Source organism: Tardiphaga sp. 20_F10_N6_6 (genome assembly GCF_052076045.1).
Classification (GTDB): Bacteria; Pseudomonadota; Alphaproteobacteria; order Rhizobiales; family Xanthobacteraceae; genus Tardiphaga; species Tardiphaga robiniae.
In genome coordinates, this window is record NZ_CP197239.1 from 3,635,607 (window position 1) to 3,661,580 (window position 25,974).

Below are 25,974 nucleotides of genomic sequence, written 5' to 3' on the forward strand. Positions count from 1 at the left end.
GCAGAATCACTTCCAGGCGAAGACCGGCTGCTCCAGCTCAGCCACACGGGTGATGCGACCCGCAAGAACTTCGCTGAACTGATAGATCAGCGCGGCGGTCGGCGCGTGAATAAAGTGGCCGAAATGGCTGTAGCGGATCAGGCGCCGGTCGCTCTCGGGAATGGCAACGAAATCGAACGCCTGCGGCCGCGCGATCTGCGACAGCGCAATGCGATGAACCGAGGCGACCTCATCGGGGTTCGGCATCAATTGAACGCTGTCGTGCGCCCACATGACGACAGGCGTGATCAGATAGCCGGAGCGGGTCGGGTAATCGTCGAGGACACCGACGACATCGTCCGGCGTAAGCTGCAGACCGAGCTCCTCATGCAACTCGCGGATTGCCGCCTGCACGGGCGTCTCGCCGGGATCGCAGCGACCGCCAGGAGGTGCCCATTGATTACTGTGAGCGCGCAGACCGGACGCGCGTAACGTCAGCAACAGCGAGGTCTCCAATTCGGTCGCCGCTTCAACCATCACCAGGGCCACCGCCGCACGCTTCAGCCCCGAAGCGTACTGGCCCTCGTCGATCCGCGTGAATGCGGCTAGGCGATTCTCGATCATTGTTCGGGTGGCGGCATTGAACGGCAGGATCATCCGCGATTGATAGCACAGTCACGGACGATCCAACAAAGCCGGTAAATTCAGCGCATCAGGCCAGTTCAGATGCCGCGCGCTGCATGTTGTCAGACATATCACTGGTCACAGTGCTCTGCTCTTCGACGGCCGCTGCCGTCGAGGTCACGAACTCGTTAACATGTTCGATCGCCTGCTTGATCGAGACCAGTGCGCCAACCACGTCACCGGAGATACCGTTCAGGGCCTCGATTTCGCTGCTTATCTTGTCGGTCGCCTGCTTGGCCTGGTTGGCCAAATTCTTGACCTCCGCGGCCACCACCGCAAAGCCCCGCCCCGCCTCACCGGCGCGAGCCGATTCGATGGTCGCATTGAGGGCGAGCAGATTGATCTGGCCGGTGATGTCGCCGATGAGCCCAACGATGCCTCCCATGGCATGTGCAGCCGAGGTGAGCCGCTGCGCCTGGATGTCCGCCGTCTCCACCTGTTGCACCGCGGATTCTGCCGTCTGCCGGGACTTCACCATCGTCTCGGAGATTTCGCGGATCGATGCATTCATCTCTTCGCTGCCGGCAGCGACCGACTCGATCAAGGAACGAGCGCGCTCAGCTTTCAGGCGGGCCATGGCCTGCGCCGTAATATCGGCAGCGTATTTGACCACTTTGAACGGCCTGCCGTTGAGATCGAAAATCGGATTGTAGGATGCCTGGATCCAGATCTCCCGGCCCCCCTTTCCGATGCGTCTGTATTCCGCGGCCTGATAGGTCCCGCGATTGAGGCTCGCCCAGAATTCCACATAGGCCGCGCCAGATCGCTCTATCGGATCGACAAACATGCTGTGATGCCGGTCCCGGATTTCGTCGATCGTGTAACCGACCGTATCGAGGAAATTCTGGTTTGCCGTCAGGATGGTGCCATCCATGCGAAACTCGATGACCGCCTGCGACTTGCGAATAGCCGCCATCTGGCCGTTGCTATCAGCGGCCAGCAACTTTTGTTGGGTCACGTCGGTCGCGAATTTCACAACCTTGAACGGCTTGCCGGCATCATTGAGAATCGGATTATAGGTCGCGAGAATCCAGATTTCCTTGCCACCCTTGCCGACGCGCTTGTATTCGGCCGCCTGATACTCACCCCGGCCGAGCCGCGCCCAGAAGTCCCGGTAGGCTGCGCCATCGCGTTCACCGGCTTCCACGAACATGCTGTGATGCCGCCCCTGTATTTCGGACAGCGCGTAACCAAGCGTGTTCAGGAAATTCTCGTTTGCGGTAATGATAGTTCCGTCAAGATTGAATTCGATGACCGCCTGCGCACGGCTGATCGCGATCACTTTTCCGGAGGCTTCGAGGCTTTCGAGTTTCTGCGCCGTGATATCTGTAGCGAATTTGATGACTTTGAACGGCTTACCACTCTTGTCCATGATCGGGTTATAGGAGGCCTCGATCCAGATCTCCCTGCCGCCTTTGGCGACCCGCTTGAACTGCCCTGCCTGAAATTCACCCCTGTTAAGGTTACCCCAGAACTCCCGATAAGCGACACTCTCGTGTACGGCAGGCTCCACAAATATACTGTGGTGCTTGCCCTTGATCTCATCGAGCGTGTAGCCGAGCGCCTTGAGAAAATTCTCATTCGCTTTGATGATCGTGCCATCGAGATTGAATTCTATGATGGCCTGGGAGCGACTGATGGCGGTCGCTTGCGCCAACGCATTCTGCAAATCGGTCTTGCTCTGTCGGTTAAACATCTGTCGCTCCGTGGCCAAAACGGCCGTTGTCGTAAAATAGTCGACGAACGACGTCGCGCGGCGCGGCGCGTCGTTTCCTCAAATCAAAATAAACTGGAAGGTTCGAGCAGCTGACCTAGTCGACCAGCTGCTGATTGTGTGATCCCTCACGCCCCCAATAGGCCGCTACCTTTTCAGCCAGCTGGTTGTGGTTGTCATGCAGCTTGGCATTGCTGCTCGCAGCCGGTTGATCGGCCGTACCGGCCGTCAAGCTGCGTGCAGCAATCTGCTGAAAATACTCGAGCACAGCGATACGCAGGTTGGATGATAAATTTGGTGTTTCGCGCTTGCGCTCAATCTTCTCGATATAGTGCTCGATAGTGGTATTCTCCATGCGAACGATCGCTTGCAGGCTGGCCCAGAAGCTGTCTTCCAGGCTGACGCTAGTGCGTTTTTTCGAGACGACAACCGAGCGCTTGCGGTTAACGTTGGGGCGGTTCATTGCGGCTTCGTATCCCATTTTATCAGTCCTCTTCTGTTAAAGCTGGCATTGAAGTTCACGCGTTACTGATTCAGTTCACCAACACTGCGCCGTCACAGCGAATGCCGGATACCCACACATCGGCCTGTCCAATTCCGACGCCGAGACTTGCCAACGTTGCCGCCAGCAATTGATCGATTGAACTGGTTGCCCCGCTGATGATGCTGGTGACGAGTCCACCAAGACCCGGGATCGCCAAACCCAGTCCAAGAACACTGATGTTGAGGTCGCCAAGCAGACTGCCCGTCAGGGACGACGTGAAGTTTGTCGTGTTTACGGTCTTCTTCGTCTGCAACGTGATATCCGAATAGCTGAAATTGACGCTGACCGGCGTGGTGTTGCCCATGCCCGCATGGGCCTTTGCCGTCACAATTGGAATACCCAGGAGATTCACAAGCGGTGCCGGCCCTGGATTCGGCTTGGTCGCAACATTGTTGAGGTCGGCTACAGTGACGTTACCTATCCATGCATCGACAATGCCCGGCGTAACGCCAAGCGTGACGCTCGATGTATTGACGTTGGGATAGCCGCAACTGACCTTGTTCAGCGTCGCTGTGCCCGACGCGACCTCTACATAAACCGGTAGATTGACCAATGACGCCGAACCACTTCCGATCAACTGGATGGATAGCAGCACACGTGTCTGAGCTGTATGAACACTGACGCCCTGCGTGCCCACGGCAATCCAGCCGGATCCCTGTGGCCGTGCGCCAATGGTCGCCGTCAGCGACGCGCTGGCAATGCCCGGCAGGCCTAAATTGACGGATGTGGCGATCTGGTTGGTGCCGTTAGCGATTCCAGCTGTTGCCTGTAGCAAATCGTAAAGCGAGATGCTCACACCGTCTTTCGGCTTGACGCCCACGATCAGGTTCGCGTAGGGGCCCGCATCGATCAGCTTGCCAGGCGCAATCTTGGTCGTCACGGGTGCCGAAGCCTGCGATATCGTCGAGAGTGCGGTGGTCGCGGTGCCGCTACCATTGGTAGCCTGCTGCGCGCTCAGCGCTGCGGCAAGAACGTCCCCGATCTTGATGTTCGAATTCAGCAGCGTGTCATAAGTGACACCGGTCAGACCGACGCGCGTCGCCAGCGCCGAGAGGAAGGTGAAAGCATCGATGCGCGCGCCAAGAAGCGCATTGTAGTCCATGACTGACAGCGACAGGGTCGTGCCCAGCATTGATCCGAGAACACTATTCAACAAGCCGCCATTTAACGATGCCAATCGCGAACCGATCGAGAACGACGCGATGGCCGTCGTTGTTGCGGTCGCCGTTGTCTTGATGGTGAAATTGTTGCTGCCGGTAAAGAAATGGCTGAAGTAGAGGGGCGTCGCCGTCTGAAGACTGACCCGCGCCGCATTGGCTGTTCCAGTCGCTGGCGTGACAAAGCGGCTTTGCGCAGCGACGGCGGAATTGGTTGTGTAAGTTCCGAGTTCTACACCGACCAGAGCGCTGGCTGGATAGTTATTGCTGGTGACCGCCGCCTTTGCTGCGTTTGTCGCATTGCTTAAGTTGCTGGCCGCAACGATCGCGGCGAGATCCGTGGCAGCCTGCGTCTTGCGACGATCGGCGGCAATGGTCCCGATATCGACACCCAGTGCAGCACAACAAACGGCCAGGATCATGCCGCCCGCAGACATGATGGCAATATTTCCGCGCTGGTCGTTGCGAAACCTCTTGAGAAGTGCGCGCATCGATTCCATCGCTCAAAACCCTCCGTAGGGAATGGCGGCAGATCGCGAGACTTGCGATGGAGGCATCGGCACGAAAGGAAGTGAATAGATGAACATGGTCGACGCGTCGTAGTTGACCGTGACTACGAAGACGTTTGCGTTCGACGACGATGTCGCCGCATTGACGCTCAGCTTTGACGCATTGATCAGCGGATAAGTCGCGGCATTCGACGTGACATAGGTCGATGCGATCGAGCCACGTTCGGTCTCGGTCAGCCCGGCGACAGAGGAACGTGCTGCCTCGGCAGCAAGCTGCTGAACACCGTGAACGACTGCAAAATATGACCCGAAGACGACGATGCCGAAAACGATCGACAGGAAGACGGGAAGCAGCATCGCGAATTCGACTGCGGAAGAACCGCGTCGACACGATAGGAGTTTTTTCATGCTGGCATCGAATCTCAACATGCGCTGAGCTTCGCAAGACCGCGTGAAAACTACCTATACAACTTCTGCTACCACTTGGTGGGATCGATCATCTCCAATGCCTGCATTGTGTTGGATGATGGCATTGGATTTGATGAGGTGATCATGTTTTCTGATACGCGCGCTGATGAGAGAACTATATTCCGAAGAATTTAACGTGTAGTTCCTCTATTAGAATGCTGTGTTTCTTGCGAATACCCTCGCGCGCGCATAGCACGAGTTTGGGTATCGCCAGCTTTGGAAGATAATACTCATTGGCGGCCAAGAGCGACGCCGGGATCAGTGCCGTTGGCAGCAGGGTCAAACCGATGCCCGCCTTCGCAGCCTCGATCCGTGCATGATAGTCCGGGCTGGAAAATGCGATACGATAGATCATTCCCTTGCGCTCAAGCGCCTGAATCATGACGTTATGCACGATCTGCCCCGGCCAGGTCAGCAACGGAATGGGCGCGCCAGGGCTTAACGTAAAATCCCTGGATCGAACCCAAGTCAATTCATCGTCGCGTTGCGCGATGACATCGATGGCCGCATCCCCGGGCATATCGGAGATACTGAGGAACACGCCGACATCGACGTAGCCGTCGAGCATGCTTTTCGCGATCTCGGCCGAATTATCCGAATAGATGCAGACATTGCTCATCGCCGCCTTGCTCATCCCTTCCATTGCGCGTTGCGAATAGAAATTGGTCAGACCAAGCCGGATGGTCTGATCTTCGGGCGAAGCGCCACGCAGCAAGAGCAACTGGTCGTTCGCCTCCAAAATCTTCCTGGCCTGGATCAGAACGAGCTTTCCGAGTTCTGTCGTCGATGAGCCGTTGGCAGACTTCTGGAAGATACTGCCGCCGACCGCGTGCTCAATGCGCTTGATCTGCGAGCTGATGGCAGGCTGGCTCAGGCCGAGCAGCTTCGCGGCCTTGGTGATACTGCCGGCTTCGGAAATACCGACAACCGATCGCATGATTTCGGTTGGGATGCTCGAATGCTGGTACCGCCGATGCATAATACGTTGTCCTTTGAGATCGACGTCTTCTCCACGCAACGGAATTGTCCGCTTCGAGACCTCGCACCAAAGTCATCGGCCATCTACATCAATCTGGCCGAAACGTTTCTTAGGCTCGTCCAAATTGTAGACGCCACGGCATACACCATCCTTCAAGTTGTATCGGTGTCTTTTTACACATGCCAAGTACTTTCATGTGGAGACATGTGTGATTTCTGCCATTAGCAGTCTCAAGAGGGGGCGCGGGTAGAGCACTACCGTGATTACACGTATTTTTTTAAAGCCGCGAGATGTAAAGCATCGGGATAGCGCTTCACAGGCTGGAACTCACCAAACGCGATTCGCGGAAAAAACTGACGTACCTCAGTGAGTAGTTCAGCTGATTTTCAACCTAAGGTGATAAATCGCTTTAAGGTCTGATGGAGCGCGAGCGATATCCCGATGCCGGTGACGCCACCTGCAAGTTTGACCAGCGCATCCCGCGCCTCGCCGTGCCGGTCCGGCGTCAGATGTTGCAGCACCTCCAGCCCGACTGCCGCCCCCCCAACGAGCGTCAGGACAAGCCAGAGATGGCGGGGATAAGCGAGACCGAACAAAAGGCCCACGAGTGCGAATGCGCCGAAGCGCTCAAGGCTGACGCCGCCAAAATGCGGCCGCAAACCGATCGGTGACAGAGTCGCAAAAGCAATCAATGCAAGTGTAGTCCACGCGACAACAATGACGGTTTTCCGATACATCCAGCAGTCATATCCCATGCAACCGCAGGAGCGGCAATTTCTCACCTCTGACGGTTAATCGAACGCGCAGAGAACTACCACCGGCATTCCGACGCACTCCGCGGACAAAACCTCCCTCAGCGGGGGTTGCGGAGTTGCCAAGTGTCTAAACTGTCAGGTTTGATCTCGAACCGATCTTGCATCCGTGCATACATGGTTCCCGCGATGCGTGCGACCGGAAGATAGTGATCATAGTCCGTACGCAAGGTGACGGGGTCGACAACACCATCGCGAACCTGAATGCCCAGGACCTCTCCGACCAGTAGGTCGCGTTCTGCGCCAAAGTTCATCATTGTCACTTTTCGGCATTCCAGTGCCGCAGGCGCCTTCGCCAAATGCGGGACCGGCACATTGATGCCAGCCGTCATTGGGAGCTGCAGGGCATCCAGTTCACCGATGTCAGATGGAAAGCTGATCGAACAATCGACCATATCGTTGGCAAGGGCCTCATCCACCATATTGATAACAAACAACCCATTGGCGCGCACATTGCGGGTCGTGTCCTTGACCGACAGGTCGGGCCTGGCCTGCAGGCCGACCACTACCAGCGGCGGCTTTTCGGAGAACACATTGAAGAAAGAGAACGGCGCTGCATTGACCACGCCAGCCTCGGAAATGGTTGTGATCAACGCAATCGGTCGCGGGACAACGAGACCACAAAGCAACTTGTAGCGCTCCGGCGCGCTAAGCTTGGCGAAATCAAAGTGGATCGTCATCGCAGGTTTTGCCTCTTGTGCCGCACCTTGCCGCAACGAGGCAGGAGCTTATCCGATCTTGAACAGCCGGCTCGCATTACCGAACAGGACTTTCTGACGATCAGTGTCCGATAGCTTGGCCTTGTTGACCAGCCCTACCGGATCGGGGTCCCCCATGTCGAACGGGTAGTCCGAGCCCATCATAACGCGATCGAGGCCCACCGTCTTGATCAGGTTGTCGATCAGCTCCGCAGAGAAAACGCAGGTGTCAAACCAGAGCCGCCTAAGATAGGTCGACGGCGCATCTGCCGTGAGCCGGCGTACTTCCGGACGCACCTTCCAGGCGTGATCCAGTCGGGCTGCGTAGAATGGGTAGAAACCACCGCCATGAGCGATAACCACGTCGAGATCCGGATGCCGGTCTAAAATGCCACCCATGATGAAGTGGGCGATCGCAATCGTCTCTTCGATGGGCTGGCCGACGCTGTTGACCATGAAGAAATCGCCGAGCCGCTGGCCATGGGAGAAGCCCAGGGGATGCACGAACAGCGGTACGCGCAGATTGGTAAGCCGCGCATAGAGTGGATCGAAGGCGGCATGGGACAGTTCGAGGTTTTCGACGCGGGTATCGATCTGGAATCCGCGCAGGCCGAGCTGCTCGACTGCATGAACCGCCTCCTCCACCGCACGCCCGGGAAACCGCATCGGCAGCGTACCCATCCCGGCGAAATGTGCAGGATCCTGCGCCGCAAGCGCGGCAATGTCTTCGTTCTGCACGCGCGACAGCGCACATTGCAAATCTTCGTCGGCCCAGTAGTTCTGTTGCGCCGGTGCCGGCGCGATCACCTGAAAGTCGACGCCCATCTTCGCCATCATCTCGCGGCGCTTGGCGATGTCGAGCATCAAGCCCGGCAGCAGCTTGCCCTGCTCTGCATCAGTTTCGCGGCTCGCGGGCGACATGTCGCGGCGATAGGGATTGTCCATCGGATCGTAGTGCCCGGCCACCAGCGGCTCGACGCGCTTGCTGAGGGCATGGGTGTGCATATCGATGATGGGCATTCGGAATCTCTTTTTCCTAGTTCAGTTCGGCAGCGTCGGGGACGCGATGATGCCAGTCGGTCGCGCCCTGATAGGCGTGAGCGGCGCGCAGGATATCGGCCTCGGCATAGGGGCGGCCGACCAGCTGGAACGCGATCGGCAGACCTGCCGCATCGAAGCCGCACGGCACTGACGCTCCGGGTAGGCCGAGATAATTGATGCCGCGGGTGCAATGTGTGAGCTGGCCGATCACAGCAGCGACGTCGGCGGGGTTGCCTTCCGTGGTCGCCGCGATGGTCGGTACCGGAATCGAGATCGCCGGCAGAAGCGCGAGATCGGCGGATCCGATGCAGGACGCGATCCATTGCTGGGTGATCTGCGTACGCAGCGACAGCGCTTCCACATAACGGGTCGCCGGATAGAGCAGGCCAGGCTCGATGCGCGAGCGCACCTGATCGGCATAATCCTGCGGGCGGTCGATTAGCCAGCGGCGATGGATCGTCGCGGCCTCGACGCTCATGACGATCTGCATCAGCGCGTTGATCAAGGCCATATCCGGCGGTGAGGTCTCGACGACGGTGACGCCGAGCAACCGCAACGTCTTCACGGCTTCGTCGAGCGCAGTCGCCACATCCGGATGCAGGAGCTCGCGGTAGTACCCACCGGGAATTGCGATGCGCATCCCGGTCACACCCCTGTCGAGCGTCGCTTCATAGTCGCGATCCGCGATCACCGACAGCAGTCGCGCGGCATCCCGTGCGGTACGAGCCAGAGGTCCCGTGCAATCCAGTGAGGCAGATAGCGGCATCACACCATCGGTCGGAACCAGTCCCCAGGTCGGCTTCAGCCCGATCAGGCCGCACATCGCGCCGGGATGACGTAGTGAACCGCCGGTATCCGTCCCGAGCGAGCCGGTCACGAGGCGCGCGGCGATGGCGACGCCGGAACCAGAGGACGAGCCGCCCGGCACATGCCCAGGATTCCATGGGTTGCGTGCATGCCCCAGCGATTCGTTATAGCCCGTCGGACTCATCGCGAATTCAGCCAGCTGCAGCCGGCCGAGATCGAGCGCGCCGGCGGCGTCGAGCCGAGCGATCACCGTGGCTGTCACGTCGGCGCGAAAGTCCGCCCGGATTTTTGAGCCGCCACCGGACAGATCACCGGCGCGATAGAAGAGGTCTTTATGTGCAAGGGGCACGCCATGCAGTACTGGCAATGCCGCTCCCGATGCGCGCAACTTGTCGACGGCTTCGGCCGCGTTCAGCACCCGTTCGTCGTCAAGCCGCACCACGGCATTCAGTTTGCGGCCGATCAGATCGAGCCGTTCCAGCGCCACCGTTGTCGCCTTCACGGACGTAACTTCGCCTTTAGCGACAGCATCCGCGAGGGCGCAGAGATCAAGGGCTGCAATCGCGCTCTGCATCAGCGCTTGTCCATGCCAGCGAGCCACGCCTGATAGGCGTAGGGCGTCGAATCGAACGCCATGTCTTGAATAGCCGCAGTCGCGACGCGCGTGTTGTTTTCCACGACCAGCCCCGTCATGCGCGGTGTGCGTTCAGCGGCGCCAGGCGCCTTGTTCAATTCGGCGGCGACTTGACGCAATAGGTCTTCGCTCATGATCACCTCAATGCACGCCGAGGCGCTGGAATAGCACGTCAGTCTGCTCATTCATTTCCTGCGACGTGCCGTGATGCACGATCTGCCCGGTTTCCATAATGTAGACGCGATCGGCGACGGCCAGCGCGCTATAGAGATTCTGCTCGACCAGCAGGATCGACAGCCCTTCCTTTTTAAGATCGAGAATGATGCTTTCGAGGTGCTGCACCATCACCGGCGCGAGGCCTTCGGACGGCTCGTCCATTAGAACCAGTTCGGGGTCGATCATCAGCGCACGGCCCACAGCCAGCATGCCGCGCTCACCACCAGACAATTGGCCACCGCGGTGATAGCGGCGCTCAGCAAGCCGCGGGAAAATGCCGAATACGCGATCGAGCGTCCAGCCGTCCTTGGCGCGCGCGCTCTTCAGCATGGTCAGATGTTCGGTCACCGTCAGCGACGGAAACAGCCGCCGCCCCTGCGGCACGATCGCAATCTTGCGATTGGCGATATCATGGGGACGCAGACCAATAAGGCTATCGCTGCGCCAGGTAATCGTGCCCGAGCGCACCTGCGGCGGCGTCAGGCCCATGATCGAGCGAATGAAGGTGGTCTTGCCCATGCCATTGCGGCCGAGCAGCGCCACGATCTCGCCAGGGCGCACCTCAAGCGACGCACCGCGCACCACGACCGCGTCGCCGTAACCGCTGTGCAGATCCTTGACCTCAAGCATGACGCGGCTTCCCGAGATAGACTTCCTGAACCTGCTTGTTGCGGCGGATGCCTTCCGGCGGCTCCTCCACCAGCACGCGGCCTTCGAACATGCAGGTGACGTAGTCGACCAGACCGAGTGCCAGATCCATGTCGTGTTCGATCAGGATCACGGTGATCGCCGGATCGAGCGAACGGATCACCTCGGCAATCATCGAGCGCTCCGACGGCGACAGGCCGGCCGCGGGCTCATCCAGTAGCAACATGGTTGGCGTCGTCACCAGCGCAATCGCGATTTCGAGCTGACGCTGCTCGCCATAGGACATTTCCTTGACGATGATGTCCGCGCGTTCGGCGATCCGTGCGGCATTCAGCGCGGCCGCGATACGTGTAGCCTCACCCTCGTCCGCATCTGGCGAGCCGAACAGCGAAAACTTCTTCGGCTTCAATCCACGCAGCGCCAGCATCATGTTGTCCTGCACGCTCAGCGTGGGGAACAGGTTGGTGATCTGGAAGGTACGCGAGATGCCGAGCTGCGCACGCCGGTGTGGCGGCAGTCTGGACACGTCGTGTCCATTGAATGTGATCTTGCCGGAGGTCGGCGGATGCGCGCCGGCGATGGCATTGAACAATGTGGTCTTGCCGGCGCCATTGGGGCCGATGATGGCGCGGCGCTGGCCCCGCGGCACAATCAGGCTGACGCCATCGACCGCCCGCAAGGCATCGAAGGCCACTACCACATCTGTCAGCGTCAGGATCGGATCGGACACGAATAATTCCCAGTGAACGAGACGCGGCGACACGGCCGCGCCTCGATGTCAGCAATATTGAATCAGGTCTTCTTGATGCCCTGGAAGGTCCGCGAGTAAGGCGGCTGCTTCAGATAGGTCGCCGGATCGTACTTCCAGAATTGCGAGACATTCGGATAGGTCTCGATCGGCACGTTCCAGTATTTGCCATCGGCGCGCTTGACGACCTTGCGAATGTAGACGTCGTAGATCGGGTTGCCGTAGTCGTCGAACTTCACGGTCTTGCCGAGCGGCGAATTGTCGAGCTCGGTCTTGAGCACCGTATCAATGAAAGCCTCACGATCCTCGACCTTGCCGCCCATCTTCTTCAGCGCGGCATCGATCCACATCATGCCGGAATACATCGAGAAACCGTAGAGCGACGGGATCTTGCCGTACTTCGCCTCATAATCCTTCTCGAACTTTGCCGTGGTCGGGACGTCCGAACCTTCAGCGAAATGTGCCGCTGCGATGATGCCTTCGCATTCGGGGCCCATGGTGCGGATCACCGACTGGTCGGTGCCGTTCATCGCCATCAACAGCGGCGTCTTTTCCTTCAGACCGAACGACGCATATTGCTGGATCAGACGAGTCGAGTCCGCGCCGGTCTCCATCGCGAAGATCGCGTCGACCTTGAGATCGGCAAGCTGGCCGAGATAGGGGCTGAAGTCGGCAGTGTTCAGCGGATGCCAGAACTGCTGCACGATCTGCCCGCCCCCTTCGGTGAACACCTGGGCGAGACCGCCGCACTGTTCGTGGCCGAAGGTGTAATCCTGGCTGATGGTGGCGATCTTCTTGTAGCCCTGCTTCAGGGCCCAATCACCGAACGGATGGGTGAAGGCGCTGGCAGAATAGCCGGCGACGCGGATTACGTTCTTGATGCGGGCGCGCTGGGTGAGATCGTCAGCCGCGATAATCGGAATGAAGTAGGGCGTGCCGGTGCCCTTAACGTAGTTGGCGACAGCAAGGCCGGTATTGGCGAGCAGATTGCCGATCAGCATGTGGCAATTGCCCTGCTCGACCAGACGGCGCGCTTTCTGCAAAGCGGTGTCGGGATTCGACGCATCGTCCTCGATCACCAGCTCGACCTTGCGGCCGCCCATCTCGTTCTTCACCTGATCGAGATAGAACTGCACACCCTCGACCATTTCCTTGCCGCCCGAAGCGACAACGCCGGTCAGCGGCACCAGCAGACCGATCTTGATCGGGCCAGCCTGGGCCTGTGCGGAGCGCCACGGAGCGACGCCGACGCCCGCGGCAGCGACGGCCGCCGTAGTGTTCTTGAGAAATTGCCTGCGATCCATCTCGAAGTCCTTTCGTGAGCAACCCGATTGAAACGTGAAACCGACTTATCGCACCTTGCGCGAGGTGATCGCGCGCAGCTTGCCTATGATGCCCTCGGGGGCGAAGATCATGATGAGAACGAATGTGATGCCGAGAACCATCAGCCAGCGTTCGGTGTAGGAGCTGACGATGTTCTCCAGCACGATGATCGCCGCTGCCCCGACAAAGGCGCCGAACAACGTGCCGACACCGCCGGCGATCATCATCAACACGCCTTCCACCGATTGCGCGAGCGCGACGGTCGAAGGGCTGACGAAATTGTTGAACATCGCGTAGAGGCCCCCGGCGATACCGGCGAAGATGCCGGACACCGTGAAACCGATGAACAGATGCAGTGGCACATTGTAGCCGAGGCTGCGCATGCGGCTTTCACTGTCTCGGATGCCGCGCAGCGTCAGGCCGAACGGAGATCGCACGAACCGCCACATGGCAAAAGATACAATGACGGCGCCGGCCAGCACCGCCCAATAGAACGCGCTGTGGCTCATCAGGGCTGCCGGCCGCACATCGGCGCGCATGCCGTTCTCGCCCCCGGTGACCTGCGTCCAGCGCAAGCAGACGCCCCACACGATCATGCCGAGCGCCAGCGTCAGCAGCAGGAAGTAGACGCCGGAGGTGCGGACTGCGAGCAGCGCAAATACCGAGGCCACCGCGGTGGCCGCCAGCACACCAAGCGCGAAGCCCGCCCAGGGCGACAGACCGGCCTGGCCGGTCGCGTAGACGACGACATAGGTCGAGACACCGAAGATGGCACCATGCCCGAGGGAAGTCCGGCCGGCAAAACCGGCGAGAATGTCGATCGACATGGCAAGGACTCCGAAGATCAACACTTCGGTGGCGAGGCCGACCTGATAGCTCGACAGCACCATCGGCAGACAGGCCGCGACGATCACCACCAGCCCGGCGATGACGAGCGCACGGCTAGTCATGCCGGCGAGAACTGATGTTTTGGATACGGGCTGCATCATGTGGCACGTCCGAACAGGCCGAGCGGGCGGAATGCGAGCAACACCGCCATCGGGCCGAAGATCACGAAATAAGCGAGTTCGGGGAACATCACCTGGCCGAGCGTATTCAGAAGCCCGACCAGCAGGCTACCGACACCGACGCCGACGAGGCTGCCACGCCCGCCAATGATGACGACGGCGAGACTAAAGGTGAGGATTTCCGCGTCCGCTGAGGGATAGAGCGACAGGAACGCACCTCCCATCAGGCCGCCAAGGCCGGCCAGCGCCGAACCGAACAGGAAGGTGAAGAGGAAGACACGGCGGATATTCACGCCGGACGCTTCGACCATCTCGGCATCGTCCACGCCGGCGCGGATCAGCGCGCCGAGCCTTGTATGATTGAGCAGCACCCACAGGCCGATGAAGACGAAGATGCCCATCCCCAGCACAAACAACCGGTAGATCGGATAGAAGGTGCCGAACACCCGCGTGCCGCCGCGCAACATCTCCGGAATCGGCACCGTGAAACTGTCGCCGCCCCAGATCACCAGCGCGAGATCGTTGAGGAAAAAGGCAACGCCGAGCGTCAGCAGCACCTGCCGCAGCTCATTGCCGCGTACGAAGCGGAGCAATCCCTGATCAAGCACGAAGCCGATGGCCGCGATCGCCGCCATGGCGCCGATACCGCCGAGCACAAAGCTGCCGGTCTTCACCGCAACGCTATAGCCGATATAGCCGCCAAACAGATACAGCGCGCCATGCGCGAGATTGACGATGCGCAGCAGGCCGAAGATCAGCGTGAAGCCGCTTGCCACGACGAACAGCAACGCGGCGAAGGTCAGGCCGTTGAGGAGTTGAAAGAGACTCATGCCCTGCTGCTTGCCTGATCTATGCTTCTGGCGCTTTCGGTCCGACCGAAAGATACCAATCGAGAATCTGTTCGCCGGTCATGAAAGCCACGTCGGATTTCTTCTGGATGGTCTCGAAGACCCGGCGGAAGTGCTTCAGGCGATGCGGCGCGCCCATGATGTAGGGATGCACAACCAATGCCATGACCCGGGCCGAATTCTCGGAATCCTCGTAAATCTGCTCGAACTGGTCGATGGCCCGGTCGTAATATTCCGACGCTTTGTGATGCTGGATCAGCATCATCGCGACGTCATTGCATTCCTGCGTATAGGGCACGTTGACAATCGGTGTCGTCGTGGTCTTGAGCCATACGGGCTGATCGTCGAGTACCCAGTCGGCGACGTAGTCATAGCCTTCCTGTTTCAGCAGGTCCGGCGTTTCCCAGGTCTCGGTCAGACCCGGCCCGAGCCAACCGCGCGGCCGCTTGCCAGTGGCCTTCTCGATCACCTCGGCAGTCTTGCGGATATCCTCGCGTTCGTTCTCAACCTTCTGCATATTGCGCTGGGTGAAACCGTGACCCATGAATTCCCAGTTGCGCGCTTTGGCTGCCTCGACGATGGGCGGGTAAGCGGCGATTGCCGAGCCATTGATCGCCAGCGCGGCGGGGAGCTTGTAGTCGTCGAACACTTTCAGCATGCGCCAGAAGCCGACACGATTGCCGTATTCGTGCCAGGCCCAGTTCGGAACGTCTGGCGACGGCGAGCCGCCGGCCGGCGGTGTCAGCACCGTACGCGGCATCGGCTGCTTGGCGTCCCATTCCTCCACATTGACGATGATCCACACTGCCATGCGCTTGCCATTCGGCAGCTTCAGCGGTGGACGAGCGTCAATCGGCGAGTAGGAAATGCGTTCGGTCGGCAACATGATCAGGTCTCCGGCTTAACGATGGTAATGCCGAGCGACGGCAGGCCTTCGATCCGCGCGTCGATAACGTCGCCCGGAACGACGGGGCCCACGCCGGCAGGCGTGCCCGTATAGATGAGATCGCCCGGCTCGAGCTTCATCTGCTTCGACAGCTGCGCCACGATCTCCGGCACGCTCCAGATCATCTGGCCGATATCGCCGCGCTGCTTCTCGACGCCGTTCACCGACAGCGTGATCGCGCAATTGTTGAAATGCCGGGCATCGCGTGCTGGCGCAATTTCGCCACAAGGCGCGGACGCGTCGAAGCTTTTGCCCATTTCCCAAGGCAGTCGCATATCGCGGGCATCGCGCTGGCGGTCGCGACGGGTGAGGTCGATGCCAACGGCATAACCCCAGATGTGATCGAGCGCATCCTCCACCGCGATATCGCGGCCGCCGCGTCCGATGGCCAGCACCAGCTCAACCTCGAACTGGAAGTCTTCGGTGAACGCCGGATAAGGCACGCGCGCGCCGTCCGGCACCACGCTGTCGCGCGGCTTCTGGAAGAAGAACGGCGGATCGCGCTCGTCGGCTTCCTTCATCTCGCGGATGTGGTCGAGATAGTTGCGCCCCACGCAATAGACGCGGCGTACGGGGAAAAAGCCGCCACCCACGACCGGCACGCCGGTGAGGGGAATTGCGGGCAGCATCTGCTGGGACGTCACGCTCACTTGGTCACCTGGGTATTGTACCAGTCGAGGATCTGGGCACCATTCCAATGCACCACGCCTTCAAACTGGTTCACATAGTCATAGATCGCTTCGAGATACTTGATGCGGAACGGCTGACCCGAAATATACGGGTGGATCGCGATCGACATGATCTTCGGCCGCTCGGCGCTTTCAGCATAGAGGCGATCAAACTGATCCTTGGCACGGTTCAGGAGCTGCGTGCTCTCGTGATGTTGCACCATCATCATCGGGATGTCGTTCATCTCCACTGTGTAAGGCAGCGTTGTGAGCGGCCCCTTCTCGGTACGGATCACGGTCGGTTCATCGTCATAGACCCAGTCACCGATATATTTCACGCCGGCTTCGGCGAGGAATTCCGGGGTCTCCAGCGTCTGCGTAAGACCCGGCCCGAGCCAGCCCACCGGGCGCTTGCCGGTGAAGTTCTCAATCACATCCATCGAGCGGTTGATCATCGCTTTCTGGTCGGCCTCCTTGTGGATGGGCCCCTGCTCATAGGCATGGCCCATGAACTCCCAGCCGGCGTCCTTCGCCTGCTGAGCCACGCGTGGATAATCCTCGCAGACGCGCGCATTGATCGACAGCGTGGGCTTTATGCCGAGCTTCTTGTAGAGATCGAAGAAACGCCAGACACCGACACGCATCCCGTATTCGTGCCAACCCCAATTGGCGACATCGGGCAGCAGCGGAATGCCGGTCGGCGCCGGCAGCACCTGGCGCGCCATCGGCTTGGCAATATCCCAGACCTCGAGATTGACGATGGTCCAGACGATCATGCGGGCGTTGCCCGGCAATTTCAGCTTGGGACGATCGACGATGGCGGAGTAGTCGCAACGCTCGCGCGGCTGCATGGGACCGGTCATGGCTGGATGCCCTTCGAAAGTGGGAAATTGTATGGGATCATGCGGCGCGTCCTGCACCCTTGAGGCCATCGAGCTGCATCACGGCATCGGTATCCATCACGAAACCGAAGGCGGTGCGGATGCAGGCAAGGCCGGCGGCATGCAACTCTGGCCCGTCCATGCTGTCGACACAGTCCTCGACGACGATTACCGAGTAGTCGCGCACATTGGCAGCCGTCGTCGTCGCCAATACGCAGGAGTTAGTGTTCACGCCGGTGATGAGCAGTGTATTGACGCCGTGCGAACGCAACACGAAATCGAGATCGGTGCCCAAGAAGCAATCGTAGCGCTTCTTGGTGTTGACGATGAAGTCGCTGGGGTCGAGCAGCTCCGGCATCACGGTGCAACCGGGGCCGCCCATGATATTGTGCCTCATCACATTCTTGCGCGTTGCTTTTGGATCCTCGGCGCGGGTCCGCCAGAACGGGTTGGCGCGGATCTCGGCCTCGTCGCGATAGGACGTGACCTGGTGGATCACGGGAATGCCGACACTACGGCACCAGTCGAACAGCCGCTTATTGGCAGCGATCACCGTCTTCGCGACATCCCGCGTGGTCGGCATGGTCGCCACCGACATGTCCAGATGACCGCGATGCAGGTCGATCGCAACGACGGCAGCCTTGATTTGATTGACACCGAGATTCATGATCACACCAGCGGGTTGAATGAGGTCTTCAGCAACGCGCGCTGATCGATCTTGAATTTGTCGGCGAGCCAGTCGGCCAGCACTTCCTGACCAATCGTCGGATTGTCGTGCTGGCAATGTTCAGCGCCAGTCTCATCCGGCTCAAGCACGCGCAACGTCGCATCGACACCATTGGCAATGGCGTGGTCATAGGTCGAGCGCGCCGCGGTCACCGTGAGCACGTCGTGGCCGCCATGCAGCACGAGATACGGACACTTCATGTGCTCGAGATGACCCTTCAGCGTAAAGGGCTTCATCACCTCATGAGCTTCCTTCATGGTCTTGGCGCCAAATACCCAGCGGATATGCATCGCCAGACCGAAGTCGTCGCCCTTCTGGCCCCACATGTCATGCACCGACCAGACAGCCCCGTGCGAGATCACCGCCGCGAGGCGATGCTCGTAACAGCCGGCGCGCGCGGCGTAGTAACCGCCCATGCTGGAGCCGCAGACCGCGATGCGCGAGCTATCGACATCGGCGCGCTTTTCGAGCCAGTCGATACATTTGCCGACCGGCACTTCCGTATCGGCGCGGGTTGCAAGTCCGTGGCGGCGCAAGGTACCGCCCTGCCCGGGCAGATCGACCATCAGCACCGAGATGCCGCGCTGCAGGCAACCATGGGCCTGCATGAACCACATCTCGTCCTTGATGGAGTCGAGACCGCCCATGCAGATCAGCACCGGCAGCTTGTCTCCCGGAAATGGCGCACGGATGAAGTAGCCGCAGATCGGCTTGCCCGGCTCATAAGGGATTTCGACCACTTCGCCGGGCGGATTGAGATAGGAAATGAACTTATGCGAGCAGGCTTCCATCTTCTCGAAGGTCGGCAGCCGTCGCGGATCGGTCGGCTCGAGATGAAATTCGGCTTGGCGGTAATAATCGGCAGCCCGCAGGAAACAGTTCATCGCCGTGCGGATGTGGCCGAGCCTCTCTTGGGCCAAGCCGCGCTGCCAATTGGCATCCGCGATCACCATCCACTCTTTATGCCAGCTTTCGAGATCGCCCGGGATCATCCGCGAACCGGCCAGCATCACCTCGGACACGCTGCCCCCGCCTTCCTGGGTCTCACCGAGACCGCGGCGGAATTGATAGGCAAGCCAGGGATGCTCCGGCCAGTGATGCCAGCCAAACGGCTCATAGTGCGGGGTGCGATCCGCCGTGATCTCCTCGATGGCGTTTTCGCCGATCGACTTCCCTGCCGCCATGAGACGCGTACCGCCTGCTTCTTGTGAACGTGACCGCATCATTGCGGGTTCGGGTCACGAGTCAATCAGAATTACATACACTTTTCCCTATGCTCATCATTTCCGCGAATTGCCTCCCCTTTGTGCGCGATATTTATGCAGCAAAATAGCGCTTTCCTGTATGCTGAGTAGCAAAGACGGATCACACTCGGATTTAATTGTATTCACTTTGCTGCGGAGCACCACCGATGCCCGACTCATCCCCCTTGCCGCCGCCTGAAGCTGGCGGCCCCGGCCGCGCCGCTAACCGGTCGCTATCGGTGACGGATCAGATCCGCGACGCCATTCTGGATGGCACGGTCAGCGCAGGCGAACGGATCAACGAGGTCCGCTTCAGCAAGACGCTGGAGGTCTCGCGGACCCCCGTCCGGGCCGCCTTGCAGGCACTGGCCGGCGAAGGGCTGCTCGACTACGCCCCCAATCGCGGCTTCACCGTCCGTGAATTCCCGCTCTCGGCCATCGTCGATGCTTATGAAATTCGCGCATCGCTGGAAGGCGTGGCCGCACGCTTCGCCGCCGAACGTGGACTGAGCGCCGAGGAGCGCGCCATCATCGAGGAAAGCCTTGTCGCCGGCGACAAGCTGCTGGCGCGCGGTGAGTTCGCGGAAGGCGATCTCACCATCTATCGCGGTATCAATGGCGACTTCCACGACACCCTGCTGGGCGCCGCCCGTAACCGCATGCTGGCGGAGATGATCCGGATCTGCCACCACGTGCCGATGTCATCGAGCCGCAACATCGTCGCCTTCGAGCATCGCGACGTACGCCGGCGTCATGATGATCATCACCGGATCTACGACGCCATTTTGGCCCGCGAGCCCTGGCGCGCGGAGGTACTGATGCGCGAACACGTCTCCGGCGTGAAATCCTCGCTGGTCAAATCGCTGATCGAGCGCGGCGAGCAGGCCGATATCGTCAATGGTTCGGCGGCGGGATAGGCCACCGGCGGCGTATCGACATCGTCGCGATGGCGCAGCGTCTTAACCTATCATTCACCGAAGTTCGTAACGGCGCGTTGGCGGTCCCCCCGGTACAAAACTACGCATGGGGCAAAACGACGCAAAGTCCGGGGAACGGTCTGATGGCGCTGGCGGCCTTGCTGGCTTCGCCGCGCTGCGCCGTTTCCGATTTCAAGGCGGGCCGATCCAAGGCCTCATCCTGTGCGGCTGCCTGCTGATTACCGCCATCGCCATCGGCACGGCCTACATCACCGTCCATTTCAGAGACCGCGCCATCGAGAGCAAGAAGCGCGAACTGGACAACACGGTTCTGCTGGTCGCACGACACTTCGACCAGCAGTTCGGAGACCTGCAGGGCATCCAGAACGACGTCATCACCTATATGAAGTCGGCCAACATCCAGAACAGCGCCGCCTATCAGCATCTGATGTCGGGGATCGACGTCCACCGCATGCTACGCACCAAGCTCAGCAGCCTGCCCTATGTCGGCGGCATCAACCTGTTCGATTCCGAAGGCAAGCTGCTCAACTCGTCGGAAACCTGGCCGGTGCCTGCCATCGACATTGCCGACCGTCAGCATTTCCAGACGCTGCAGGCCGACAACGGGCCCGCGGTCGTATTGGCCGAACCCGTCATCAGCAGGGTGACTGGTGCATGGACCGCCGTGTTTTCGCGCAAGCTGATCGGACGCCACGGCGAATTCATGGGCATCATCAGCCGCGGCGTCGAGCCGGTTCACTTCGAGAGCTTCTTCGCATCCCTCGCGCTCGAAAAAGACGCCAAGATCTTGATGATCCACCGCAACGGCACCGTGCTTGCTCGCTATCCGCAGAACGAGACCGTTATCGGCCAGAACCTCAGCAACAGCTCAGTCTTCAAGGACCTCTGGTCGACGGGCGGAACCTCGACGGGGCACTATATCAGCCCCATCGACGGGGAAGACGAATTGGGCTCCGCAAGGCGCCTCGCGGCGGCTCCCGTGATGATCGTCGCGACCACCAGCATGCCCGCGGCCCTGCATGACTGGCGCGAGCAGACCAAATATCAAATCATCGGTGCGACACTTGCCGCATTGGTGATCCTGGCGACGCTGTTCCTGATCGTCCGGCAGCTGAACCGCCAGCACCGCTCGGCCGAACGGATGCTGGCGCAAAAATCGACACATCTCGATACTGCAATCAACAATATGACGCAGGGCCTGCTGTTGTTCGATGCCTATGGCCGGCTGGTCGTCTGCAATCAGCGCTTCATCGACATGTTCGGACTATCCGACAAGATCGTGAAGCCAGGTTGCTATTTCCGCGACCTCATCCAGCATCGCAAGGACAACGGAACCTTCATCGGCGATGTCGACGAGTACTGCACGTCGTTCTTGCGAAGCGTCGCTGAAGGCCCCGTCCACGATACGCTGCTGACCACGCCGGATGGTCGTTCGATCCAGATCCTCGTTCAGAGATCGGGGGACGGCGGCTGGGCCTCGACGCTCGAGGACATCACCGATCGCAAACGTTCGGAAGAGCGCATTGCCCATCTCGCGCATTACGACGCTCTGACAGATCTCCCCAATCGGGTGATGTTCCGTGAGCGCCTCGAAGCGGAAATCGCAACGCTCCATGACGGCGCGCGATTTGCGATTCTCTATATCGATATCGATGAATTCAAGAGCGTCAATGATACGCTCGGTCATGCGATCGGCGACGAACTGCTGAAAATCGTGGCCACGCGGCTGCGCAGCTGTGTCGGTAATGCGGGCTTTGTCGCGCGACTTGGCGGCGACGAATTCGCCATCGTGCATACGGGAATTGCCCGCCGCAGCGATGTCACTCATCTGGTGGTGCCGCTCTATGACGCCATCCGGCAGCCCTATGAATGCCTTGGTCACCAGATCACGACCGATGCCAGCATCGGAATCGCTGTAGCCCCCGATGACGGCTCCGATCTCGACGAATTGCTGAGACATGCCGACCTTGCAATGTATAGCGCCAAGGCCGCTGGACGGCGCACCTTTCGCTTCTTCGAGCCTGCCATGGATGAAGGCGCAAGGGCGCGGCGCGCGCTGGAGCAGGATCTGCGGAAGGCGCTCGCGGAAGACGGACTTGAGGTTCACTATCAACCCGTCGTCGATATCGCCAGCAACGAGATTATTGGTTGCGAAGCGTTGCTCCGCTGGCGGCATCCCGTTCGCGGCATGGTTTCACCGACAGAGTTCATTCCGATCGCCGAAGAAACCGGCCTGATTACCGAACTCGGCAATTGGGTATTGCGAACGGCATGCGCTGAGGCCGCCTCCTGGCCGGCGCCGATCAAGCTCGCTGTCAATGTATCGCCGATTCAATTCACGACGCAAACCCTGGCCTTGAATGTCACTCGAGCCCTCGTGGCAGCCAACTTGCCAGCTCACCGACTCGAACTTGAGGTCACCGAAACAGTGCTGATCCGCGATGACGAGATGGCGCTCGCGATCCTCCATCAGCTCCGCGGCATTGGTGTCGGGATTGCGCTGGACGATTTCGGGACCGGCTATTCGTCGCTCAGCTATCTGCAGCGATTCCCGTTCGACAAGGTCAAGATCGACCGCAGTTTCATCCGGGACATCGTGGCGCCCGGCGGATCATCATCGATCGTACAGGCGGTTGTAACCATCGCTGCCGCCCGCAACATGATCACCACGGCGGAGGGTGTTGAGACAGCCGATCAACTCGACGCACTGCGTATGCTCGGTTGTACCCAGATGCAGGGTTTTCTTTTCAGTGCCGCCAAGCCGTCACGAGAGATTCGCGCCATGCTCCAGAAGCGCGAGATCGCCGTCGCCTGACACCAGGAGGTCCGAAGTCGTCGCGAAAATGGCCTGTTTTGGATTAAACAGACAGAAAGCTGGCGATCCCGGCATGACTCGAACATGCGACCTACGGTTTAGGAAACCGTCGCTCTATCCGGCTGAGCTACGGGACCGCGATCCCGGTCAGGAACACCGGGCATGGACAGTTCCATACCAGAGCCGTTCGATCATCGCTACCCGTTGGCAGTTCAAATAGGACGGGGCCGGAACCGGCGACAGATGCCCTTAAAAGATCGGGACATCTATCGGAACGTCTCGGACCGCCCATCGTTGGCTGGTTGTCATAATAACGATGGAGAATCCCGCATGACAAAGATGAAACTTCTTGCTGCTGCTGCCGTGGTCTCTGGCTTGATCGCTACGCCAGTGATGGCAAAGGACCCGATGAATCGCCGGGCGCAGGCCACGCAGGAGTATCGCGCCAGTACAGTCGATAGCGGCTATCGTGATTCGGGCTTCTGGCCGGGTGACGTTGCGGCAGGCGTGGTTGGCGGCGCGGTCGGTGTCGCGGGGGCGGCTGTGGGCGCCGCCGGGGCCATCGCAACTGCGCCGTTCCGGAACAGCTACAATTCCTATGATGGCTACAATGGCGTCCCGCGCGATTCCTACGCACAGCGCATGGGCTTCGTGTGTCAGCCGGGAACTTGGTTCCGCGGCGAGGACGGCCGACGACACATCTGCCAGTAATACAACTGACATCAGAAAAAGGGCGGCCCCAAGGACCGCCCTTTTTCGTGTCTGTTATCGGATAGAGTTCCAAGCGCACGAAACGACGACACCGCTCCATCGGACGCAAGCCCATCGCTTCACGAACTACGTGTGGTCCCGTGTAGGTGATTGCGCGTCGAGTAGGAGCGCGATCCGAAAACTACTGTCAGAATGACTCAAAACTCTGAGGTCATCAATTTCGGTGATATGAGAGCAGCAACAGATCTCTCCCTGAAAACACTTCCACATCAGCGTTGTATCGCGAAATAACGCCGGTTTGCCTACCACATGACCGCACTGATGCAGTCATGCTGCACTTGCTCCAAAAGCGGGGAGAAGTAACACATCCGAGGTTGAAAAATGGCCCACAAATGGCGAGAATTGGGTTTGTTATCTACATCGGAACCTACGTGGCTCATTTGTCCGCATACAAGTCACTCATATTTGCGCTACTGACGACCGCATCACTCTCCGGTCTCGCGTTGATGTCTTCGCCTGCCCGTGCGCAATGGTGGACTGCCGCGCCTGCGGATTATGAAGATTGCGCCGAGCGCATCGAAAAATCGACGGCTTCGAAAGACGCCAAAGCTGTGGCGCTGTCGGATTGCGAAAGCAAGTTCGCGGGACGGCGCAAGCGCGGTGGCGGCTATACGTATCACGACTTCATGCAGAACCGCAGCTTCGATATCGCTGGCCCGAACCCAACCACGGCCGAACAGAAGGCGATCGACGAGCAGTACAAGATCTATCTGGACAATCAGCGTCGCAGCGTCATCGTCGCGGCCTTCGCTGAAAAGCAGCGCGAGGCGCAAACCCAGGCTGCGCTCGAAACGGACTTTCGGCAGACCGCGGAAACCCCAAGCGATGCGAAGCCTGTCGTGCTACCCAGGCCTCGGCCCAAAGTGCGCGCCAAGGAGCCGGACTGCGCGATCGAGCCGCTTGCCTGCGGATGGTCCAAATTGTCATCGGGGCTGAAAGACATCAAGGACGCGCTATTCGGCACGCCCGCGCCGGCCAAGACCAAGCGCACCTGAGACATAACAACCCCTCGAGTATTAATCCGTGATCACCATCGCCCAGAACATCCGGTAGGGCGACTTGGGATTGGCGACGTAAGCGACGCCGACCTTGCGTGCGCCGGACATGAGCAGGTTGTCGCGATGACCTGGGCTCTCTTCCCATTGCTTCAACGTTTCGGGAAATGTCAGGAAGCCCGCCGCGATATTCTCTGCTGCTTTGGATTTGCGGAGCTTCCCCACACGCGCGGAGAAAACACCGCCGACCTCGTGGCTGACCTTGCCACTGGATGACATCGCCTGCGCCTGAGCAAGCGCGACCGCGTTCAATTTACTGTCCAGCGTGACAGAGGAGAGCTTGTGCGCTCGGCGAAAGGCACTGATCTGGCTCGCATAATCCGCCGCTCTGCTTTCGACAATGGTTGCTACGATCAACGCACCACAGAGCACAAACAACCTCAGGGGGCGGTAGGTCATGACAATCGCTTCACGGATCAAATTCAATGACTATACCGACGACGTTGCGCAGACGATCGCGGCAGCGGGCTTGCGAGCATGCGCAGGCGCCTGCACTTCAGTCGCGCGTCGTTGCTCGGCAAGCCGGGCATCATAACCCGGCGACGGGGTGACCGTCGGAGGAACCACAAATGCAGGTGCGATTGCACCAATGCTTAGTATCGCCGCAACCACAGCGATAGCGGCGCAGGATTTCCGCTTCAAGACCTTCAAAAACAGGGTTCGCATCGATCGCTCCACCCAAGAAAACGGCCTGAAGCGCTAACGAACTTCAGGCCGGCTTCGTTCAGTACGAAAGCTTACTTCTTGGCCTTCTTGGCCTTTGCAGTCTTAGTCACCTTGGTAGCCTTCGTGGCAACCTTCTTCGCCTTGCGGCGACGATGACCGAGCGGAATGCCAAGCTTGATGGCTTTCTGACGCAGCGAACCACCGGTGCGCTTCATCTCCTTGGAAATCTTCTCGAGCGGGGTCTGGGCCTTCGAATGCGCCTTCAGGATCTTCACGTCTTCCTTGGTGTACTCGCGACGGACGAGTTTCTTTTTCGCTTTCTTGGCCATTGTAGCTCCGATTGTTAGTTGAATAATTCGACCGGCACACGCTTTGCCGATGATATGAAAGGATCAAACGCCCAGCCCGGCGCGAAGCGCGAACCACCGTCAAATCACGCGGCCTTCT

The 25,974-nt window shown here is 59.6% G+C and carries 27 protein-coding genes and 1 tRNA gene; 4 read left to right on the forward strand and 24 right to left on the reverse strand.

Features of this window, described 5'->3' with window-relative positions:
• Positions 1 to 6: 6 nt before the first annotated feature.
• From AB7813_RS17535 to AB7813_RS17635, 21 genes are all read right to left on the reverse strand, one after another.
• Positions 7 to 636 (reverse strand): NUDIX hydrolase, encoded by a 630-nt coding sequence (locus AB7813_RS17535; protein ID WP_175368070.1) that lies wholly within the window; start codon positions 634 to 636, stop codon positions 7 to 9.
• Positions 637 to 691: 55 nt separating this feature from the next.
• Complete coding sequence (locus AB7813_RS17540) at positions 692 to 2,359, reverse strand: methyl-accepting chemotaxis protein (protein WP_439059976.1); 1,668 nt, start codon at positions 2,357 to 2,359, stop codon at positions 692 to 694.
• 115 nt (positions 2,360 to 2,474) lie between these two features.
• A complete protein-coding gene (locus AB7813_RS17545) occupies positions 2,475 to 2,858 on the reverse strand; it encodes a ribbon-helix-helix domain-containing protein (RefSeq protein ID WP_439065182.1) in 384 nt (127 codons plus the stop codon).
• Positions 2,859 to 2,910: 52 nt separating this feature from the next.
• Positions 2,911 to 4,569: a TadG family pilus assembly protein gene (locus AB7813_RS17550; RefSeq protein WP_439065183.1), complete on the reverse strand. Its 1,659-nt coding sequence runs from the start codon at positions 4,567 to 4,569 to the stop codon at positions 2,911 to 2,913.
• A gap of 12 nt (positions 4,570 to 4,581) precedes the next feature.
• A complete protein-coding gene (locus tag AB7813_RS17555; protein ID WP_089267729.1) occupies positions 4,582 to 5,016 on the reverse strand; it encodes a TadE/TadG family type IV pilus assembly protein in 435 nt (144 codons plus the stop codon).
• Positions 5,017 to 5,170: 154 nt separating this feature from the next.
• A complete protein-coding gene (locus AB7813_RS17560; RefSeq protein ID WP_139285789.1) occupies positions 5,171 to 6,073 on the reverse strand; it encodes a LysR family transcriptional regulator in 903 nt (300 codons plus the stop codon).
• Positions 6,074 to 6,420: 347 nt separating this feature from the next.
• Complete coding sequence (locus AB7813_RS17565; RefSeq protein WP_439065184.1) at positions 6,421 to 6,771, reverse strand: VanZ family protein; 351 nt, start codon at positions 6,769 to 6,771, stop codon at positions 6,421 to 6,423.
• Positions 6,772 to 6,887: 116 nt separating this feature from the next.
• Entirely contained in the window at positions 6,888 to 7,526 is a 639-nt protein-coding gene (locus AB7813_RS17570) for a flavin reductase family protein (RefSeq protein WP_120287366.1), read from the reverse strand.
• 48 nt (positions 7,527 to 7,574) lie between these two features.
• Positions 7,575 to 8,564 carry an amidohydrolase family protein gene (locus AB7813_RS17575; RefSeq protein ID WP_439065185.1) on the reverse strand — a complete coding sequence of 330 codons (990 nt, stop codon included), beginning with the start codon at positions 8,562 to 8,564 and terminating at the stop codon, positions 7,575 to 7,577.
• Between the two features lie 16 nt (positions 8,565 to 8,580).
• On the reverse strand, positions 8,581 to 9,966 hold the full coding sequence (locus AB7813_RS17580) for an amidase (RefSeq protein WP_439065186.1): 1,386 nt from the start codon (positions 9,964 to 9,966) through the stop codon (positions 8,581 to 8,583).
• A complete protein-coding gene (locus tag AB7813_RS17585; protein WP_147421581.1) occupies positions 9,966 to 10,160 on the reverse strand; it encodes a hypothetical protein in 195 nt (64 codons plus the stop codon). Before AB7813_RS17585 ends, AB7813_RS17580 begins: the two co-directional genes overlap by 1 nt.
• 7 nt (positions 10,161 to 10,167) lie before the next feature.
• Positions 10,168 to 10,872 (reverse strand): ABC transporter ATP-binding protein, encoded by a 705-nt coding sequence (locus AB7813_RS17590; protein ID WP_439065187.1) that lies wholly within the window; start codon positions 10,870 to 10,872, stop codon positions 10,168 to 10,170.
• The gene (locus tag AB7813_RS17595) at positions 10,865 to 11,620 is read right to left on the reverse strand and encodes an ABC transporter ATP-binding protein (protein ID WP_158596725.1); all 756 of its coding nucleotides are present in this window, start codon (positions 11,618 to 11,620) and stop codon (positions 10,865 to 10,867) included. Before AB7813_RS17595 ends, AB7813_RS17590 begins: the two co-directional genes overlap by 8 nt.
• Before the next feature lie 62 nt (positions 11,621 to 11,682).
• Positions 11,683 to 12,942 carry an ABC transporter substrate-binding protein gene (locus tag AB7813_RS17600; RefSeq protein WP_439083931.1) on the reverse strand — a complete coding sequence of 420 codons (1,260 nt, stop codon included), beginning with the start codon at positions 12,940 to 12,942 and terminating at the stop codon, positions 11,683 to 11,685.
• Between the two features lie 45 nt (positions 12,943 to 12,987).
• Entirely contained in the window at positions 12,988 to 13,950 is a 963-nt protein-coding gene (locus AB7813_RS17605; protein ID WP_439065189.1) for a branched-chain amino acid ABC transporter permease, read from the reverse strand.
• On the reverse strand, positions 13,947 to 14,798 hold the full coding sequence (locus AB7813_RS17610; protein WP_068729440.1) for a branched-chain amino acid ABC transporter permease: 852 nt from the start codon (positions 14,796 to 14,798) through the stop codon (positions 13,947 to 13,949). The genes AB7813_RS17605 and AB7813_RS17610 overlap by 4 nt, the downstream gene beginning before the upstream one ends.
• A 19-nt stretch (positions 14,799 to 14,817) precedes the next feature.
• Positions 14,818 to 15,702, reverse strand: a complete 885-nt coding sequence (locus AB7813_RS17615) for a polysaccharide deacetylase family protein (protein ID WP_439083930.1) — start codon at positions 15,700 to 15,702, stop codon at positions 14,818 to 14,820.
• A gap of 2 nt (positions 15,703 to 15,704) precedes the next feature.
• The gene (locus AB7813_RS17620) at positions 15,705 to 16,412 is read right to left on the reverse strand and encodes a fumarylacetoacetate hydrolase family protein (protein ID WP_439065190.1); all 708 of its coding nucleotides are present in this window, start codon (positions 16,410 to 16,412) and stop codon (positions 15,705 to 15,707) included.
• A complete protein-coding gene (locus AB7813_RS17625) occupies positions 16,409 to 17,293 on the reverse strand; it encodes a polysaccharide deacetylase family protein (RefSeq protein ID WP_320445755.1) in 885 nt (294 codons plus the stop codon). Before AB7813_RS17625 ends, AB7813_RS17620 begins: the two co-directional genes overlap by 4 nt.
• Before the next feature lie 37 nt (positions 17,294 to 17,330).
• On the reverse strand, positions 17,331 to 17,978 hold the full coding sequence (locus AB7813_RS17630; protein ID WP_439065191.1) for a cysteine hydrolase family protein: 648 nt from the start codon (positions 17,976 to 17,978) through the stop codon (positions 17,331 to 17,333).
• A 2-nt stretch (positions 17,979 to 17,980) separates the two neighbouring features.
• On the reverse strand, positions 17,981 to 19,222 hold the full coding sequence (locus AB7813_RS17635; RefSeq protein ID WP_439065192.1) for an alpha/beta hydrolase family protein: 1,242 nt from the start codon (positions 19,220 to 19,222) through the stop codon (positions 17,981 to 17,983).
• A gap of 227 nt (positions 19,223 to 19,449) precedes the next feature.
• On the opposite strand from AB7813_RS17635, the gene AB7813_RS17640 reads away from it, so the two are divergent.
• On the forward strand, positions 19,450 to 20,199 hold the full coding sequence (locus AB7813_RS17640) for a GntR family transcriptional regulator (RefSeq protein ID WP_439065193.1): 750 nt from the start codon (positions 19,450 to 19,452) through the stop codon (positions 20,197 to 20,199).
• Positions 20,200 to 20,305: 106 nt separating this feature from the next.
• A complete protein-coding gene (locus AB7813_RS17645; protein ID WP_439065194.1) occupies positions 20,306 to 23,035 on the forward strand; it encodes a bifunctional diguanylate cyclase/phosphodiesterase in 2,730 nt (909 codons plus the stop codon).
• Between the two features lie 60 nt (positions 23,036 to 23,095).
• Here the strand turns inward: AB7813_RS17645 and AB7813_RS17650 are convergent.
• Positions 23,096 to 23,172 (reverse strand) — tRNA-Arg (locus AB7813_RS17650).
• A gap of 193 nt (positions 23,173 to 23,365) precedes the next feature.
• On the opposite strand from AB7813_RS17650, the gene AB7813_RS17655 reads away from it, so the two are divergent.
• Both AB7813_RS17655 and AB7813_RS17660 read left to right on the forward strand, forming a co-directional pair.
• Positions 23,366 to 23,746, forward strand: a complete 381-nt coding sequence (locus tag AB7813_RS17655) for a hypothetical protein (RefSeq protein ID WP_309942390.1) — start codon at positions 23,366 to 23,368, stop codon at positions 23,744 to 23,746.
• A gap of 329 nt (positions 23,747 to 24,075) precedes the next feature.
• Positions 24,076 to 24,801, forward strand: a complete 726-nt coding sequence (locus AB7813_RS17660; protein WP_309942388.1) for a hypothetical protein — start codon at positions 24,076 to 24,078, stop codon at positions 24,799 to 24,801.
• A gap of 21 nt (positions 24,802 to 24,822) precedes the next feature.
• On the opposite strand, the gene AB7813_RS17665 is transcribed toward AB7813_RS17660, so the two are convergent.
• Positions 24,823 to 25,260 (reverse strand): CAP domain-containing protein, encoded by a 438-nt coding sequence (locus AB7813_RS17665; RefSeq protein WP_309942386.1) that lies wholly within the window; start codon positions 25,258 to 25,260, stop codon positions 24,823 to 24,825.
• 338 nt (positions 25,261 to 25,598) lie between these two features.
• A complete protein-coding gene (locus AB7813_RS17670; protein ID WP_231078919.1) occupies positions 25,599 to 25,856 on the reverse strand; it encodes a hypothetical protein in 258 nt (85 codons plus the stop codon).
• Between the last annotated feature and the right edge of the window lie 118 nt (positions 25,857 to 25,974).

Excerpts from the sequence above, each read along its gene's own strand:
- AB7813_RS17540 (WP_439059976.1), bottom strand. The coding sequence starts at position 2,359 with ATGTTTAACCGACAGAGCAAGACCGATTTGCAGAATGCGTTGGCGCAA.
- AB7813_RS17535 (WP_175368070.1), bottom strand. The coding sequence starts at position 636 with ATGATCCTGCCGTTCAATGCCGCCACCCGAACAATGATCGAGAATCGC.
- AB7813_RS17645 (WP_439065194.1), top strand. The coding sequence starts at position 20,306 with ATGGGGCAAAACGACGCAAAGTCCGGGGAACGGTCTGATGGCGCTGGC.
- AB7813_RS17550 (WP_439065183.1), bottom strand. The coding sequence starts at position 4,569 with ATGCGCGCACTTCTCAAGAGGTTTCGCAACGACCAGCGCGGAAATATT.
- AB7813_RS17610 (WP_068729440.1), bottom strand. The coding sequence starts at position 14,798 with ATGAGTCTCTTTCAACTCCTCAACGGCCTGACCTTCGCCGCGTTGCTG.
- AB7813_RS17565 (WP_439065184.1), bottom strand. The coding sequence starts at position 6,771 with ATGTATCGGAAAACCGTCATTGTTGTCGCGTGGACTACACTTGCATTG.
- AB7813_RS17600 (WP_439083931.1), bottom strand. The coding sequence starts at position 12,942 with ATGGATCGCAGGCAATTTCTCAAGAACACTACGGCGGCCGTCGCTGCC.
- AB7813_RS17615 (WP_439083930.1), bottom strand. The coding sequence starts at position 15,702 with ATGTTGCCGACCGAACGCATTTCCTACTCGCCGATTGACGCTCGTCCA.
- AB7813_RS17635 (WP_439065192.1), bottom strand. The coding sequence starts at position 19,222 with ATGGCGGCAGGGAAGTCGATCGGCGAAAACGCCATCGAGGAGATCACG.
- AB7813_RS17640 (WP_439065193.1), top strand. The coding sequence starts at position 19,450 with ATGCCCGACTCATCCCCCTTGCCGCCGCCTGAAGCTGGCGGCCCCGGC.
- AB7813_RS17545 (WP_439065182.1), bottom strand. The coding sequence starts at position 2,858 with ATGGGATACGAAGCCGCAATGAACCGCCCCAACGTTAACCGCAAGCGC.
- AB7813_RS17655 (WP_309942390.1), top strand. The coding sequence starts at position 23,366 with ATGACAAAGATGAAACTTCTTGCTGCTGCTGCCGTGGTCTCTGGCTTG.
- AB7813_RS17570 (WP_120287366.1), bottom strand. The coding sequence starts at position 7,526 with ATGACGATCCACTTTGATTTCGCCAAGCTTAGCGCGCCGGAGCGCTAC.
- AB7813_RS17575 (WP_439065185.1), bottom strand. The coding sequence starts at position 8,564 with ATGCCCATCATCGATATGCACACCCATGCCCTCAGCAAGCGCGTCGAG.
- AB7813_RS17555 (WP_089267729.1), bottom strand. The coding sequence starts at position 5,016 with ATGTTGAGATTCGATGCCAGCATGAAAAAACTCCTATCGTGTCGACGC.
- AB7813_RS17630 (WP_439065191.1), bottom strand. The coding sequence starts at position 17,978 with ATGAATCTCGGTGTCAATCAAATCAAGGCTGCCGTCGTTGCGATCGAC.
- AB7813_RS17625 (WP_320445755.1), bottom strand. The coding sequence starts at position 17,293 with ATGACCGGTCCCATGCAGCCGCGCGAGCGTTGCGACTACTCCGCCATC.
- AB7813_RS17670 (WP_231078919.1), bottom strand. The coding sequence starts at position 25,856 with ATGGCCAAGAAAGCGAAAAAGAAACTCGTCCGTCGCGAGTACACCAAG.
- AB7813_RS17660 (WP_309942388.1), top strand. The coding sequence starts at position 24,076 with ATGCTGCACTTGCTCCAAAAGCGGGGAGAAGTAACACATCCGAGGTTG.
- AB7813_RS17590 (WP_439065187.1), bottom strand. The coding sequence starts at position 10,872 with ATGCTTGAGGTCAAGGATCTGCACAGCGGTTACGGCGACGCGGTCGTG.
- AB7813_RS17665 (WP_309942386.1), bottom strand. The coding sequence starts at position 25,260 with ATGACCTACCGCCCCCTGAGGTTGTTTGTGCTCTGTGGTGCGTTGATC.
- AB7813_RS17585 (WP_147421581.1), bottom strand. The coding sequence starts at position 10,160 with ATGAGCGAAGACCTATTGCGTCAAGTCGCCGCCGAATTGAACAAGGCG.
- AB7813_RS17580 (WP_439065186.1), bottom strand. The coding sequence starts at position 9,966 with ATGCAGAGCGCGATTGCAGCCCTTGATCTCTGCGCCCTCGCGGATGCT.
- AB7813_RS17605 (WP_439065189.1), bottom strand. The coding sequence starts at position 13,950 with ATGATGCAGCCCGTATCCAAAACATCAGTTCTCGCCGGCATGACTAGC.